12 protein-coding genes are annotated in these 13664 nt (G+C 74.3%); 3 read left to right on the top strand and 9 right to left on the bottom strand.

Translation table 11 applies throughout. The features are described 5' to 3' along the window. Positions 1–38 precede the first annotated feature (38 nt). The 3 genes from OG309_RS24300 to OG309_RS24290 form a co-directional block, all read right to left on the bottom strand. Positions 39–497 (bottom strand): (deoxy)nucleoside triphosphate pyrophosphohydrolase, encoded by a 459-nt coding sequence (locus OG309_RS24300; RefSeq protein ID WP_329423687.1) that lies wholly within the window; start codon positions 495–497, stop codon positions 39–41. A gap of 68 nt (positions 498–565) precedes the next feature. Beyond that, complete coding sequence (locus OG309_RS24295; protein WP_329423685.1) at positions 566–745, bottom strand: SPOR domain-containing protein; 180 nt, start codon at positions 743–745, stop codon at positions 566–568. Positions 746–1207: 462 nt separating this feature from the next. Beyond that, positions 1208–1960, bottom strand: a complete 753-nt coding sequence (locus tag OG309_RS24290; protein WP_329423684.1) for a GntR family transcriptional regulator — start codon at positions 1958–1960, stop codon at positions 1208–1210. Between the two features lie 186 nt (positions 1961–2146). Between OG309_RS24290 and OG309_RS24285 the strand changes: the two genes are divergently transcribed. Then, positions 2147–3484, top strand: coding sequence for a glycoside hydrolase family 18 protein (locus OG309_RS24285; RefSeq protein WP_329423681.1), 1338 nt, complete (start codon positions 2147–2149; stop codon positions 3482–3484). Between the two features lie 165 nt (positions 3485–3649). On the opposite strand, the gene OG309_RS24280 is transcribed toward OG309_RS24285, so the two are convergent. Beyond that, positions 3650–4948: a DUF4190 domain-containing protein gene (locus OG309_RS24280; protein WP_329423678.1), complete on the bottom strand. Its 1299-nt coding sequence runs from the start codon at positions 4946–4948 to the stop codon at positions 3650–3652. A gap of 85 nt (positions 4949–5033) precedes the next feature. Here OG309_RS24280 and OG309_RS24275 point away from each other — a divergent pair, with 85 nt between their 5' ends. Then, entirely contained in the window at positions 5034–6197 is a 1164-nt protein-coding gene (locus OG309_RS24275) for a serpin family protein (protein WP_329423676.1), read from the top strand. A 57-nt stretch (positions 6198–6254) separates the two neighbouring features. Here OG309_RS24275 and OG309_RS24270 read toward each other — a convergent pair whose 3' ends face one another. Beyond that, positions 6255–7832: a S8 family peptidase gene (locus tag OG309_RS24270; RefSeq protein ID WP_329423675.1), complete on the bottom strand. Its 1578-nt coding sequence runs from the start codon at positions 7830–7832 to the stop codon at positions 6255–6257. A 178-nt stretch (positions 7833–8010) separates the two neighbouring features. Here OG309_RS24270 and OG309_RS24265 point away from each other — a divergent pair, with 178 nt between their 5' ends. Further along, the gene (locus OG309_RS24265; protein ID WP_329423673.1) at positions 8011–9177 is read left to right on the top strand and encodes a threonine synthase; all 1167 of its coding nucleotides are present in this window, start codon (positions 8011–8013) and stop codon (positions 9175–9177) included. A 67-nt stretch (positions 9178–9244) separates the two neighbouring features. On the opposite strand, the gene OG309_RS24260 is transcribed toward OG309_RS24265, so the two are convergent. The 4 genes from OG309_RS24260 to OG309_RS24245 form a co-directional block, all read right to left on the bottom strand. Next, entirely contained in the window at positions 9245–9994 is a 750-nt protein-coding gene (locus OG309_RS24260; RefSeq protein WP_329423671.1) for a DUF4232 domain-containing protein, read from the bottom strand. A gap of 107 nt (positions 9995–10101) precedes the next feature. Continuing rightward, complete coding sequence (locus tag OG309_RS24255) at positions 10102–11613, bottom strand: pyridoxal phosphate-dependent decarboxylase family protein (protein WP_329423670.1); 1512 nt, start codon at positions 11611–11613, stop codon at positions 10102–10104. Beyond that, positions 11610–12704, bottom strand: a complete 1095-nt coding sequence (locus OG309_RS24250; RefSeq protein ID WP_329423668.1) for an EamA family transporter — start codon at positions 12702–12704, stop codon at positions 11610–11612. The genes OG309_RS24255 and OG309_RS24250 overlap by 4 nt, the downstream gene beginning before the upstream one ends. Beyond that, on the bottom strand, positions 12701–13663 hold the full coding sequence (locus OG309_RS24245; RefSeq protein WP_329423666.1) for a quinone oxidoreductase family protein: 963 nt from the start codon (positions 13661–13663) through the stop codon (positions 12701–12703). Before OG309_RS24245 ends, OG309_RS24250 begins: the two co-directional genes overlap by 4 nt. Between the last annotated feature and the right edge of the window lies 1 nt (position 13664).

The raw sequence follows: 13664 nt of genomic DNA, 5'->3' as shown, positions 1-13664 counted from the left end.
GGCCGCCTGGGCGCACGGTGGCACGAACGGCGTATGACTCAGGCGCGCGCGCCGTCCGCCGGGCTCGCGGGCAGCAGCCGGGCCGCTTCGGCGACGGCGGGCCGGTCCTGGTCGAGCCAGTCGACGGAGTCCAGCTCGTGCCGGGCCAGCCAGCGCAGCTGGTCGTGGTCCTCCAGTGGGCGCGGCTCACCGGAGAGCAGCCGGGCGGTCCACACCCGCAGCACGTATCCGGGCTTCAGCGGCCATTCGCCGGGGATCCGCTCACCGGGCTCGGTCTCGATGCCCAGCTCCTCACGGAGCTCCCTGACCAGGGCCTCCTCGGGGCTCTCGCCCGGCTCCAGCTTGCCGCCGGGCAGTTCCCAGCGGCCGGCGAGTTCGGCGGGGGCGCTGCGGCGGGCGGCGAGCAGGCGGCCCCGGTCGTAGAGCGCCCCGGCCACCACGACGACGGGGTCGGGGTCGGGGCCGGGTCCGGTGGGGCGGGCGGGATGATCGGTCATGGGGCGGAGCGTAACGCGGGCGGCCACGAGGGCCGCCCGGACGCGGGGCCGCCGTCGGCCCGGCCCGCTCAGATCGCGGGCGAGCCGATCCGCTCGACCGAGTAGAGCTGCTGGTGGCCGCGGTCGTCGAGGCTGTCGGCGATCCGCTGGGCCTCGTCCTTGGTCGCGTACTGACCGACGCGGTAGCGGTTGCCGTTGTCGTCCTGCCGTATGACGAGCCAGGGAAGGACGGGGCCGCTGTCGCTCATCGGACTTCTCCCTCCGCCGGTCCGGCCATGTCTGACGATCTCCAGGAAATCGCAATCCGCATATGCCGGAGCTTACGCCTGACCTTTACACAGCGGAGGCGTCTTTTCACGAAGAGATACGCATCTGGCCAGTAACCGGCGAAGGGAGGCCGGGGTCGGGCCACGGGCGGAGCCTGAGGGGGTGGTCGGCACCGGCATCAGGGCCGCTCCGGCGGCCGCCGGTCCCTGCGCCGGACGCCCCGGCACATGGTGTCGAGGGAGCCGCGCAGCGGGCGGACCGGCCCGGAGCGGGCGGGGCGGGCGGCGATGCCGGCGCAGCTCGTACGGGGTGGCGCGGGACCGCGCGCCCATGGGGGGCGGTCACGTCGGGGACGGCCGCGCCCGGACCGTTCACGGGGTGGCCCGGGCCGCCCCCGGACGCCCGGGCGGTGAGCGGGCAGAGAGTCAGGGCCGCTCAGCCGCTCACCGCACGGGCAGGTGGTAGGCGATCCGGTAGCGGTCGGCGGGCACGACGACGTCCGCGGTCTCGACCGCCCGCCCCGAGGCGTAGTAGGTCCGCTCGACCACCATCACCACGTGGCCGGGGACGCCGCCGAGGGTCAGCAGCTCCTCCGCGAGGCCGGGACGGGCGCCGACCTCCTCCACCACGTTGTCCACCACCACGTCGATCGCGGCCATCCGCTCGACCACCCCGCAGCCGCCCAGCGGCCCCTCCTCGGGCAGCATGACCGGCGTGCGGCCGGTGACGGCGAGCGGCTCCCAGGAGGTGGAGAGCATCATCGGCTCGCCCGCGTCCCGGTAGACGTACCGCGTGCGCATCACCCGCTCCCCCGGCTCGATGCCGAGTCGCGCGGCGGTCTCGGCGCTCGCGGGCTCCTGCTCGCTGTTCGACTCCCAGGTGCCGCGCGCCCCTTCGGCGGCCTGCTCCTGCCGGAAGGGGGTGGCGCCCGCGGCGGGGCGGTAGCCGGAGCGGGCGATGGGGCGCGGCACGGGCCGCTCGCGCACATAGGTCCCCGAGCCCGAGCGCCCCTCGACCAGGCCCTCGGCCATCAGGACCTTGCGCGCTTCCAGTGCGACGGTGTCCGACACCCCGTACTCCTCGCGGATGCGCGCCTGGGAGGGGAGCCGGGTGTGCGGAGGAAGCGAGCCGTTGGCGATCTTCTCCCGGAGATCGCTCGCCACACGCAGATAGGCGGGCTGCTCACCGAACGTCACTGGACACTCCCCTCAGGTTGACTGACAGCTACAGACTGACAACCGAGGGTGCGCGACCGCAAGCATGGGCCACAGTTTCACTCGAAGTGATGACTTGCCTTTACGCAGGCGCTTACCGCAGGTATAGCCACCGAACTCCCGTCGGAATCCTTGACGTTGATGGTCCAGACCAATACGTTCCGCCTCATGCGTCGCAGAAGCCTTTCCCGGATGTCCGTCGCCGCCGTCTCCCTCGGCCTGCTCGCCGCCCTCGCCCCCGCCGCGGGCGCGGCCCCGACCCACGAGAAGCCCGCCAAGCCCGCGTACAAGCGCGTCGGCTACTTCACCCAATGGGGCGTCTACGGGCGGAACTTCCAGGTCAAGGACCTGGAGACCAGCGGCACCGCCGCAAAACTGAGCCACATCAACTACGCCTTCGGCAACGTGAGCGCCGAAGGGAAGTGCTTCACCGGGAACGTCCCCGGTGAAGCCGACGCCTGGGCCGACTACGTGCGCCCGCTCGACGCGGCCGGTTCGGTCGACGGGGTCGCCGACACCCCGGACCAGCGGCTGGCCGGCAACTTCAACCAGCTGCGCGAGCTCAAGGCCGCGCACCCCGGCCTCAAGGTCATGATCTCGCTGGGCGGTTGGAGCTGGTCCACCCACTTCTCGGACGCGGCCCGCACCCCCGCCTCCCGCAAGGCCCTCGTCGCCTCCTGCATCGACCTCTACATCAAGGGCAACCTGCCCGTCGACGGCGCCCGTGGCGGTGCGGGAGCCGCCGCGGGCCTCTTCGACGGCATCGACATCGACTGGGAGTGGCCCGGCTCCGCGGGCGACACCGACACCGTCTTCCGCCCGGAGGACAAGCAGAACTTCACCGCGCTGGTGCACGAGTTCCGCACCCAGCTCGACGGGTACGCGAAGACCGAGCGGAAGCGGAAGCACTACGAGCTGTCGGCGTTCGTGCCGACCGCGCCCGCCAAGATCGACGCGGGCTTCGAGGTCCGGAAGATCATGCGTGACTTCGACTTCGTGAACCTCCAGGGCTACGACTTCCACGGCAGCTGGGAGTCGACCACCGCCCAGCAGTCCGCGCTCTTCGCCCCCCGGGGCGACTTCAGCGTCGACCAGACCGTGAACGACTGGCTGCGGCGCGGCGCCCCCGCCCGCAAGCTGGTGGTCGGCATGCCGTTCTACGGCCAGGGCTGGACCGGCGTCACCGGCGGCGGCACCGGCCTCGGCAAGCCCGCCACCGGCGCGGCGGCCGGCACCTGGGGCGCCGGCTCCGAGGACTACGAGGCGCTGAGGAAGCTGGCCGACTCGGGCGCGTCCACCGTGCACCGGGACCGCCGCAACGGGCACGCCTGGCTGTTCGACGGCACGACCCTGTGGACGTACGACGACCCGCAGGTCCTGCGCACCAAGTCGGCGTACGTACGGGCCAAGGGGCTCGGCGGCGCGATGTTCTGGTCGCTGGACGGGGACACCCCGGACGGCGAGCTGATCACCGCGGTCAACGGCGTACTGGGCGGCCGCCGTTGAGCGGACGGAGCCGTGACGTCCTGAGCCGTGAGGTCCTGACGGCCAGGAGGGCCAGGACGGCCGCGAAGGTCTGACGGGAACGACGGGAACGACGGGAGCACGAAACGACGGACGGGGTCCGGTCTCGGCCGAGACCGGACCCCGTCCGTCGTGCGCGGGCGCGGCTCAGACCTTCTCGCTGTCGCGGTTGAGGGTGTCGGCGAGGCCGAGCGCCCGGCGGGCCGCGGACTCCATCTTCGGGTCGAGCGCGTCGTACGCCTTCTCGTACTCCGCCCAGAACGCCTCGTCGTCCTGCGCCGCCGCCAGCTTCCGCCACTTCTTCCCGGCGGCGTCCAGCTTGTCCGCCAGCTCGACCACCGGCCGCTCGACGGCGGCCGGCCAGCCGCGGGTGCGCAGCCCCTGGGCCTCCGCCGTGACGGTCGTGAGGACCTCCCGGGCCCAGGCCGTGTTGGCGTCGAGGTCGGCGTCGGCGTCCTCCTCGGGCTCCTTCATGAGGGCCGTGTCGATCGCGTTGACGGCCAGCAGGAAGGCGTGCTGGTCGGCGTTGAGGGTGAAGCCGTCCTTGCGCAGGGAGCCGGAGAAGGGCGTCTTGTCCGTGCCGTAGGTGCAGGTCACCGTGCGGTCGCCGCCCCGCCAGGACATGCTGCTGGGCAGGTAGTAGTAGGTCCAGACATCGTCCGGGACGGCCCACTTGTCCAGCGTGTACGCGTCGTTGATCTCCTGGCAGCGCTCCTCGGCGAGGCCGTCGAGGGCCTTGTCGCCGGGCCACTTGGCGTAGCCGGTGATCTTGAAGCTGCCGGTGACCTCGCCCTCGTGGGGCTTCGCGCAGTCGACGATGTCGACGTTCTCGGTGTACTCCTCCATCTTCCCGGGCACGTCGAAGCACTCGCCCTTGCGCAGCGAGAAGGCGGACTTGGAGGAGCCCGCCTTGTCCACGCCCTCCTGGAAGCCCTCCCAGAACGAGGCGAAGCCGCCGGTCGCGAAGCCGAGGACGACGAGGAGGCAGCTCACCGTGGACAGGGCGATGCCCGCGACGGCGAGGCCCTTGCCCTTCTGCTGCTGCTTCCGGATCCGGGGCAGGGCGACCAGGCCCAGGATCAGTCCGAGGGGCGGCAGACAGCAGACGATGCCGGAGACGAGGGAGGCGACGGCCAGTCCGTTGGTGCCCGGCCGGGGCGCCCCGTAGGGACCGGCGCCACCGGGCCCCTGCGGTCCGTACGGGCCGTACGGCGTGTAGGGCCCGGGAACCTGGTACGGCCCGGGGGCACCGTACGGCCCGGGCGCGGCCGGACCGCCGGGCCCGACGGGCGGCGCGGGCGGACCGGCGGGCGGCGCGAACGCCCCGCCCGGAGTCTGCGCGGGTCCGGCGGGCGGCGCGGCAGGCGGCCCGGCGGGCAACTCCGCGGGAGGCGGCGTCGGGGTCCCCGGGGCCGGGGAATCCTGGGGCGGCTGGGACGGGTCCACGAGTACGGTGCTCCTGATCGGGGCGGGTGGAACGGACAATCGAACGGGCGCGCGCATCGTACGTGGTCCGGGGAACGGGGGCGATATGCGGGGCGACACGGTACGGGCGGTCAACCGGATGACGGCACGATGGGCCGGGGCGCTTCCGGCGGGCGGGAGCACCGTCCTGTCGGCGGCGGGCGTCTGGCCCCTGCTGGCCCCTCTCGCGGACGGCGCCGCCGGAGCGGCCAGGGAGGAGCTGGCGGAGGCGCTCGGGCTGCCGGCGGAGGCGGCGGCCGGAGCGGCCCGCGAGCTGGTGGCCGGCCTCGGCGCGATCCCCGGGGTGGCCTCGGCCACCGGTCTGTGGGCCCGCGCGGAACTGCGGCTGCGCGACTCCTGGGTGGCGGGCCTGCCGGACGCGGTGCTCGGCCGGCTCACCGGGGACGCCGCGGCCGACCGCAAGGCGCTGGACGCGTGGGCGGCCGAGCGCACGGGCGGCCTGGTCCCGGCGCTGCCGGTCGCCGTGGACGAGGAGACGCTGCTCGTCCTCGCCTCGGCCCAGACGGTGCGGACGACCTGGGTCGATCCGTTCTGGACCCGCAAGGCCCGGCTGACGAGCGGCCCTTGGTCGGGCCGGACGGTGACCCGGCTGCACCGCTCCACGCCCGCGCTCGACGACGTCGGCCTGGCCGACACGGAGGCGGGGCCGCTGACGGTGCTGCGGGTCCGCGGCGACACGGGGGTCGACGTGCACCTCCTGCTGGGCGAGCCGGCGGCGGCGTCCGGTGCCGTCCTGCGCGCCGGGCTCGACGTCCTGGAGGGCCGCTCTCCCGCCGTCCCCGGCGACCGGCTCCCGACCGGCGATCCGGGCCCCGGGCTGGAGGTCCGCACCGCGCGCAGCACGACGCCGGACCCGCGCCTGTCGGCGTCGGTCCCGGCCTTCGCCCTCTCCGCCGGGCACGACCTGCTGGCCCACCACGGGCTGTTCGGCCTGACCGCCGCGCGGGACGCCGACCGCGGCCACTTCCCCGGTGTCGGCGACGTCCCGCTCGCGATCGGGCAGGGCCGGCAGGCGGCGACGGCCGAGTTCACGGCGCAGGGCTTCGAGGCGGCGTCGGTGGCGGCCTTCGGAGCGTTCGGCGCGGGTGCGCCGCCCTCGACGTACACGGTCCGGGTCGTCGCCGTCGAGGTCGACCGCCCGTTCGGCTTCCTGGCCGTCCACCGCGCCTCGGGCCTGGTCCTGACGGCGGGCTGGGTGGAGCGGCCCTGAGGCCGAGGGGCGGCCGCCGGAGACCGGCGACCGCCCCTCACCCCTGCTTCGGGCGCGTCAGAACTGCAGCGCCCAGGAGTCGATCTTTCCGGTGTCGTAGGCCGCGTTGTCCGTGACCCGCAGCTTCCACGTGCCGTTCGCGACCTCGGAGGAGGCGTTGACGGTGTACGTGGTGTTGATGTTGTCCGCGCTGCCGCCGGTGCCGAAGGCCTTCAGGGTGTACGCCGAGCCGTCGGGGGCTATCAGCTGGACCTGGAGGTCACCGATGTAGGTGTGCACGATGTTCACCGGCACCTGGAGGGCGGCCGGGGCGTTGCCCGTGACGCCGCTGACGGTCACCGGGGACTCGACGGTCGCGTTGTCGTTGACCGCGTAGTCCGCGGTGTTCTCGAACTTCGGGCCGGTGGGCGGCGGGGTGGTGCCGCCGCCGACGTACAGCAGCCGGTTCGGCGAGCCGCTGCCGGGGCTGGTGACGACGTTCGGGGTCGCGGCGGCGACCAGCGCCTCGGAGACCTGCGCCGGGGTGGCCGTCGGGTTGGCGCCCAGCCAGAGGGCGGCGGCGCCGACCACGTGCGGGGTCGCCATCGACGTACCGGAGATGGTGTTGGTCGCCGAGTCGCTGGTGTTCCAGGACGAGGTGATGGACGAGCCGGGGGCGAAGAGGTCGAGGCCGCTGCCGTAGTTGGAGTAGCTGGCCTTGGCGTCGGTCGAGGTGGTGGCGCCGACCGTGATGGCCTCGGCGACCCGGGCGGGCGAGTGGTTGGCCGCGTTGTCGGTCTCGTTGCCGGCGGCGACGCCGTAGGTGACGCCGGAGGCGATGGAGCGGCGCACCGCGTCGTCGAGGACGCTGTCGACCCCGCCGCCGAGGCTCATGTTGGCCACGGCCGGCTTGACGGCGTTCTGCGTCACCCAGTCGATGCCCGCGACGACCTGCTCGGTGGTGCCGGAGCCGGAGTTGTCGAGGACGCGGACGCCGACGATCTTCGCCTTCTTGGCGACGCCGTACGACGAGCCCGCGACGGTGCCGGCGACGTGCGTGCCGTGGCCGTGCCCGTCCTGGGCGGTGTTGTCGTTGTCGATGGCGTCGTAGCCGTAGGAGGCGCGCCCGCCGAAGTCGCTGTGGGTGATGCGGACGCCGGTGTCGATGATGTACGCCGTGACGCCCTGGCCCGCGCTGTCCGGGTACGTGTAGCTCTGGTTGAGCGGGAGGGCCTTCTGGTCGATCCGGTCGAGGCCCCAGGACGGCGGGGAGGGCTGCGTGCCGTCGACGTGGAAGACCCGGTTCTGGCTGACGGTCTCGACGGCCGGGTCGGCCGCCAGCTTCCTGGCCTGCGCCTCGGAGAGCTCGACGGAGTAGCCGTTGAGGGCCGCGGTGTACGTGCGCCGGATCTTCGCGCCGAACTTCGTCGCGACGGCCCGCCCCTTCGCGGTCTCCGCCTGGGCGGCGGATTCGCGGAGGGTGACGATGTAGCTGTTGGCGACGGTGCCCTCGGCCCCGGCGTTCAGGATGACGCCTTCGGCGGCGGGCCCGGCGGCGGTGGCCGGGACGGCGGAGAGGGAGCCGAGCGCGAGGGCGGCGACGGCGATGGCGCTCGCGGCGGCCAGCCTGCGCCTGGAATCACGCATCACGGACATGTGAGGGGTCCTCCTCATTGGTGGTGCGCTGCTGTGGGGGTACGGCAGGGACATGACAAGAGACGGCGAAGGGCCCGGGCCGTTCGTCATGTCGGGGTGCCGAGCGAAAGATTGGCTGATCCATAGGAAACACACAAGGGCGCCGGACACCCCGTCACACGGGCGCCACACCGCTGACATGCTGGCGCTCATGACCGCCTACGTGTGCCCCCGCTGCCAGGTCCACGCCCCCGCGTCCGCCCTCACCTGGTGTTGTCCGCGCTGCCGCGGGCCCTGGGATCTGGAGTTCACCGGCGCACCGGTGTCACTCCCGTCCCTCACGTCACGTGTGAATTCCTTGTGGCGTTACGAGGAGGCCCTGCCCCTCGCGACCGAACCGCCCCAGGCGCCCCACGTCACCCTCGGCGAGGGCCGCACCCCCCTGGTCCCGCTGACCGGGGGCGAGGGCGCGGTCGGCACCGGAGACGGCACCGCCGGCGGCGGCACCGTCTCGGCCAAGCTCGACTTCCTCATGCCGACCCTGTCCTTCAAGGACCGCGGCGCCGTGATGCTCGCCGAACTCGCCCGCCGCCTGGGCCCGGACACCGTGATCGCCGACAGCAGCGGCAACGCGGGCACCGCGATCGCCGCGTACTGCGCCCGCGCCGGACTCGACTGCGCCGTGTACGTCCCCGAAGGGACCTCCGCCAAGAAGCTGGAGCAGATCCGCGCCCACGGCGCCCGTACCGTCGTCGTCCCCGGCGACCGCGAGGCCACCGCCCGGGCCGCCCGCGCGGCGGCCGACGCACCCGGCGTCTTCTACGCCTCGCACGTGTACAACCCGCACTTCCTGCACGGCACGAAGACCTATGTCTACGAGCTCTGGGAGGAGCTCGGCGGCCGGCTCCCCGACACCCTCGTCCTGCCCGTCGGCAACGGGACCCTGCTGCTCGGCGCGGCCCTCGCCGTCGAGGAGCTGTACGGCCACGGGCTCGTCGAACGGCGCCCCGCCCTCGTCGCCGTCCAGGCCGAGGCCGTCTCCCCGCTGGCCGCCGCCTTCCACGCGGGAGCCGAGGAGCTCACCGGCCCGGCCGCCGCCCGACCCACCCTCGCCGAGGGCATCGCCATCTCCGCGCCACCGCGCGCCGCCCAGATCCTGCGCGCGGTACGGGCCTCCGGCGGCACCTTCCGCACCGTGACGGAGGAGCAGATCCGGGCAGCGCAGCTCGACCTCGCCCGCCGCGGGCTGTACGTCGAGCCGACCGGCGTCGCCTGCTGGGCGGCCGTCCGCGCCGCCCCCGCGCACCCCGGAACGACGGTGCTGCCGCTGTGCGGGGCGGGGGCCAAGACGGGACTGGCCGCCTAGCGGGGGCAGGCGGCTCAGTCGGTCCGGGAGGGGGCGCGCTCCGCGACGGGCGCGGGGCGCTCCCCGATCAGAACTCGTCGGCGCCGTTGCGGAGCTCGTACGTCCAGTAGCCGGTCTTCGCGACGGCCTCGTCGACGGCCAGGCCGCCCGCCGGGGCCTTGACGACGACGCTGCCCTCGGCGGGGTCGGAGCCCGCGAAGAGGTTCACGTTGAAGCTGGTGACCACCTTGTTGTCCTCGTGCGCGCCGCCGAGCGCGATCCGCACGTTGGCGTACGCGGGCGTGCCCGGCTGCAGGACGACCGGGGCGGCCGGCTTGCTCTTGGCGACGGCCGGGACGTCCTTGGCGGTCTGGATCGGGCCGAAGGCGATCAGCGGGTAGCCGTCGAGGCGGCAGGTCTTGCCCGAGGTGTTGGTGGCGGTGAGGGTGATGTGCTCGGTGGGCGTCTCGTCGGCCTTCGCCGCCGTGATCTTCACGTCGTTGTAGGCGCAGGCCGGGGCCTTGGCCGCGGACTTGGAGCTGGAGGCGTTCTGGGCGGAGCCCCCGCCCGTCGAACCGCCGGTGGTGGAGCCGCCGGTCGAGCCGCCCGCCGTGGAGCCGCCGGTCGTGGAGCCGCCCGTCGAGGACGCGCCCTTCGTCGAGCCGCCGGTGGCGCTGCCGCCGGTGCTGCCGCCGGCCTGGTTCTGGGACTGGGACTGGGCGGCGGCGCCCTCGTCGCGGCTTCCGGCGTCGTCGCCGCCACCGCAGGCGGTGAGGCCGAGCGAGAGGACGGCGGCGGCGGTGACCGCGAGGACGGTGTTCTTACGCTGGGTACGCATGGTGGTTCTCCCCCGTGGAACAGAAGGTCGGTCGGTGCGCCGGCACCGTGCTCGGTGCCGACACCACCTACCTTCCCTTCCGGCCCTGCCGTCCCGCTTGCGTACCGCTAACGCTCCGCTACCGCCTCCCGGGCGAGCCCGCGGGCCGCGGCCGCGACGTCCGCCACCAGGGCGTCGATGTCGTCCTCGGTCGTCGTCGGGTTGAGGAAGACCAGCTTCAGGTGCACCCGCGGGGTGCCGTCGGGGCCGGCGATCTTCGTACGGGCGAGCAGGGCGCGGCCGTCCGTCATCAGCCGGCGCCGCACCGCCGCGTTCCAGGCGCTCTCGTCGTCCACCGGGATCCCGTCGACGGGCGCGCAGCGGAAGATGACCGTGCTGAGCAGCGGGTCCGCGACGAGCTCCAGGCCCTCGGTGGCGGCGACCCGGCGCGCGGCGTGGCGCGCCTGCTCGTGGCAGGCGTCCACCCAGGCGCCCATGCCCTCGCGCCCGACGGTGAGCAGGGTGGCGGCCATCTTGAGGGCGTCGGAGCGGCGGGTGGTCTGGAGCGAGGTGCCGAGCAGGGCGGTGAAGCCGAGGGCCTCGTCGTCGGACGGGTTGAGGTAGACGGCCTGCTCGTCCAGGCACTCCATGTGCCGCCGGTCGCGCACCACGACCACGCTCGACGAGGCCGGGACCCAGCCGAACTTGTGCAGGTCGAAGGCGACCGAGTCGGCCCGGCCGAGGCCGTCCAGGAGCGGGGCCAGCTTCGGCGAGAACAGCGCGCCGATGCCGTACGCGGCGTCGACGTGCAGCCAGATGCCGAACTCGGCCGCGAGGTCGGCCAGTTCGGGCAGCGGGTCGAAGGAGCCGTGGTCGGTGGTGCCGGCCGTGGCGACGAGGGCGACGGGCACCTCGTCGGGCGCGAAGCCCTCGACGATCCGGCGGGCCTCGTCGGCGAGCATCCGGCCCCGGTCGTCCACCGGCACCTTCACCACGGCGGACCGGCCGAGGCCGAGGAAGCCGGCGGCCCGGGCGACCGAGAAGTGCGCGGCGGCGGAGCACAGGATGCGCGGGCGGACCGCGCGGCCCGCGAGCCCGTTCGCCGACACCTCGCCGCCCTCCTTCAGCGCGCGGTCCCGGCTGAACAGCAGGCCCATCAGGTTGGAGATGGAGCCGCCGGGCGTCAGGGTGCCGCCGGCCTCGGGGCCGAAGCCGACCCAGGAGGCCATCTCCGCGATCAGCCGCCGCTCCAGTTCGAGCGCGAAGGGGCCGCTCTCCCAGGCGTGCAGCGACTGGTTGAGCGAGGCGGCGAGCAGCTCGGCGGCGGCGGACGCGGCCGTCGGGGCGCACTGCATGCGGGCCACGGCCGACGGGTGCGTGAGGTCCACGGACCAGCGGGCGTACGCCTCGAACAGCTCCGTCACCCGCTCGGCGCTGGGCTCCTCGGCGAGGAACCGCCCGCCGCCCAGCACCTCGCCCACCGCGGCCACCGCCGCCTCGGGGCCGCCGGCCGCGACCGGGCCGCCCCGCTTGAGAGCGGCGTCACCGAGGGCGCCGAGCACCGTGTCCAGGAGGCCCCTGAGCTGCTCCAGCCCCTCGGGACGGCCCGCGAGAGCTGCGTTGCTGCCGGTGGTGATCATGACTTGTCGGTTCCTTCGGTGAGGGTGGGAGGAGCGGGAGACAGGTGCGGAGGGGAGTGCTCAGAGACGTGCGGGGCGGCCCGCGAGGAGCTCGTCGGAGGAGCCGCCGGGGCGGCCTGGAGCGAGGCCTGGAGGGACGCCTCCCGCAGGTCCCGCTCAGGGCCCGCCGCCTTGCGGGAACCGCGGATGACGCCGATCGAGGCGACGACCACCGCGACCAGGCCCGCCACCTGGGCCGGCGAGAGCGTCTCGCTCAGCACGGCCAGGGCGACCAGGGCGCCGATCGCCGGTTCCAGGCTGAGGAGCACCCCGAAGACCGTGGCGGACACGCGGCGCAGCGTCTCCATCTCGCAGGTGTACGGGACGAGCGAGGACAGCATCGCGACACCGAAGCCGAACGCCAGCACCTCGGGCCGGGCCAGCGAGGCCGCGCCCTCGGCGAGTCCGGCCGGCAGCGAGCAGAGGGTGCCGAAGGCCATGGCCAGCGCGAGCCCGCCGCCGCCCGGCAGCACCGCCCCGACCCTGGCCGACAGCGGCACGTACGAGCCCCAGAAGACGGCGCAGGCCAGCGCGATGAGCAGGCCGGTGAGGCCCGCCGCGCCGCCCTGCCAGCCGAGCAGCGCGATGCCGAGCGCGGCGAGCACGATCCAGAGGCGGTCCGCGGCGCGGCGCGAGGCGAAGCCCGCGACCGCGAGGGGGCCCGCCATGCCGACGGTCAGCGCCACGCCGACCGGCATCCGGGCCATGGCCAGGTAGAAGCAGATGTTCATGCCCGCGATGGCCACGCCCAGCGCCGCCACCGCGCCCGCCGTGCGCCGGTCCAGGCGCACGGAGGGCCGCCACCACAGCAGCAGGACGAGGGCCGAGAAGCCGAGCCGCATCAGGGTGACCGTCGCCGGCCCCACCGTGCCGAACAGCTGCTTGGCGAAGGCCGCGCCCAGCTGGGTGCTGACCATGCCGATGAGCATGAGGACCGGTGCCGGGACCACGCCGAGGCCCCGGCCGCCGGCCGCCTTGCCCTGGGGGGCGACGGCCGGGCCGGTGCTCGTGCTCACGCCGGTCGGCGCGCTCGTTCCGATGTCGACACTCATGGCGTCAGCAGCACCTTGCCGGTGGTGCCGCGGCCTTCGAGCAGCTCGTGCGCCTTCGCCGCGTCGGCCAGCGGGAGCCGCGCGCCCACCTCGGGGCGGACGACGCCCTGGGCGACGTAGCGGAAGAGCTCGGCCGCCGCCGCCCGCAGCGAGGCGGCGTCCGGCACGTGGTCGGCGAGGGTCGGGCGGGTGAGGTAGAGCGAGCCGGAGGTGCGCAGCAGCTCCACGTCGAAGGGCGGGACGGGGCCGCTGGAGAGCCCGCAGACGACGAGGGTGCCGCGGCGGCGCAGCGCCTTGACGCTGGTCTCGAAGGTGGCCGCGCCGACCGAGTCGTACACCGCGTGCGCGCCCTCGCCGCCGGTGAGTTCGCGGACGGCCTCCGCGAAGCCCTCGTAGGGGACGGCGTGGTGGGCGCCGGCGGCGAGGGCGGTCGCGCGCTTCTCCTCGGTGGAGGCGACGGCGACGACGGTGGCGCCCCGGTGGGCGGCCAGCTGCACGAGCAGCTGTCCGAGGCCGCCGGCGGCGGCGAGGACGACGACGGTCTCGCCGGGCGCCACCGGGTGGCTGGTGTGGCTGAGGTAGTGCGCGGCCAGGCCCTGGAGCAGCACGGCCGCCGCGTCGTCCAGGGTGACGGTCTCGGGTACGGAGACCAGCTTGGCCGCCGGGACGGCCGTGAACTCGGCGTACGCGCCGAGCTGGGTCGCGTAGGCGACCCGGTCGCCCGGGGTGACCTCGTCGACGCCCTCGCCGACGGCGGTCACGATGCCGGCCGCCTCCTGGCCGGGGACGAGCGGGTACGGGGCGGGGTAGGTGCCGTTGCGGTAGTAGACGTCGATGAAGTTGAGGCCGATGGCGGCGTTGCGGACGACGACCTGGCCCGGGAGGGCGGCCGGTTCGGGCAGCTCGGCGAGGGTGAGGGCGGAGGGGGCACCGGCCTCGGTGACATGGACGGCTCGCATC

It is taken from the genome of Streptomyces sp. NBC_01268 (assembly GCF_036240795.1).
In the GTDB taxonomy this organism is placed as follows: domain Bacteria; phylum Actinomycetota; class Actinomycetes; order Streptomycetales; family Streptomycetaceae; genus Streptomyces.
The sequence above is the reverse complement of the archived record's forward strand: the minus strand, read 5'-3'. Positions and strand labels throughout refer to the sequence as shown.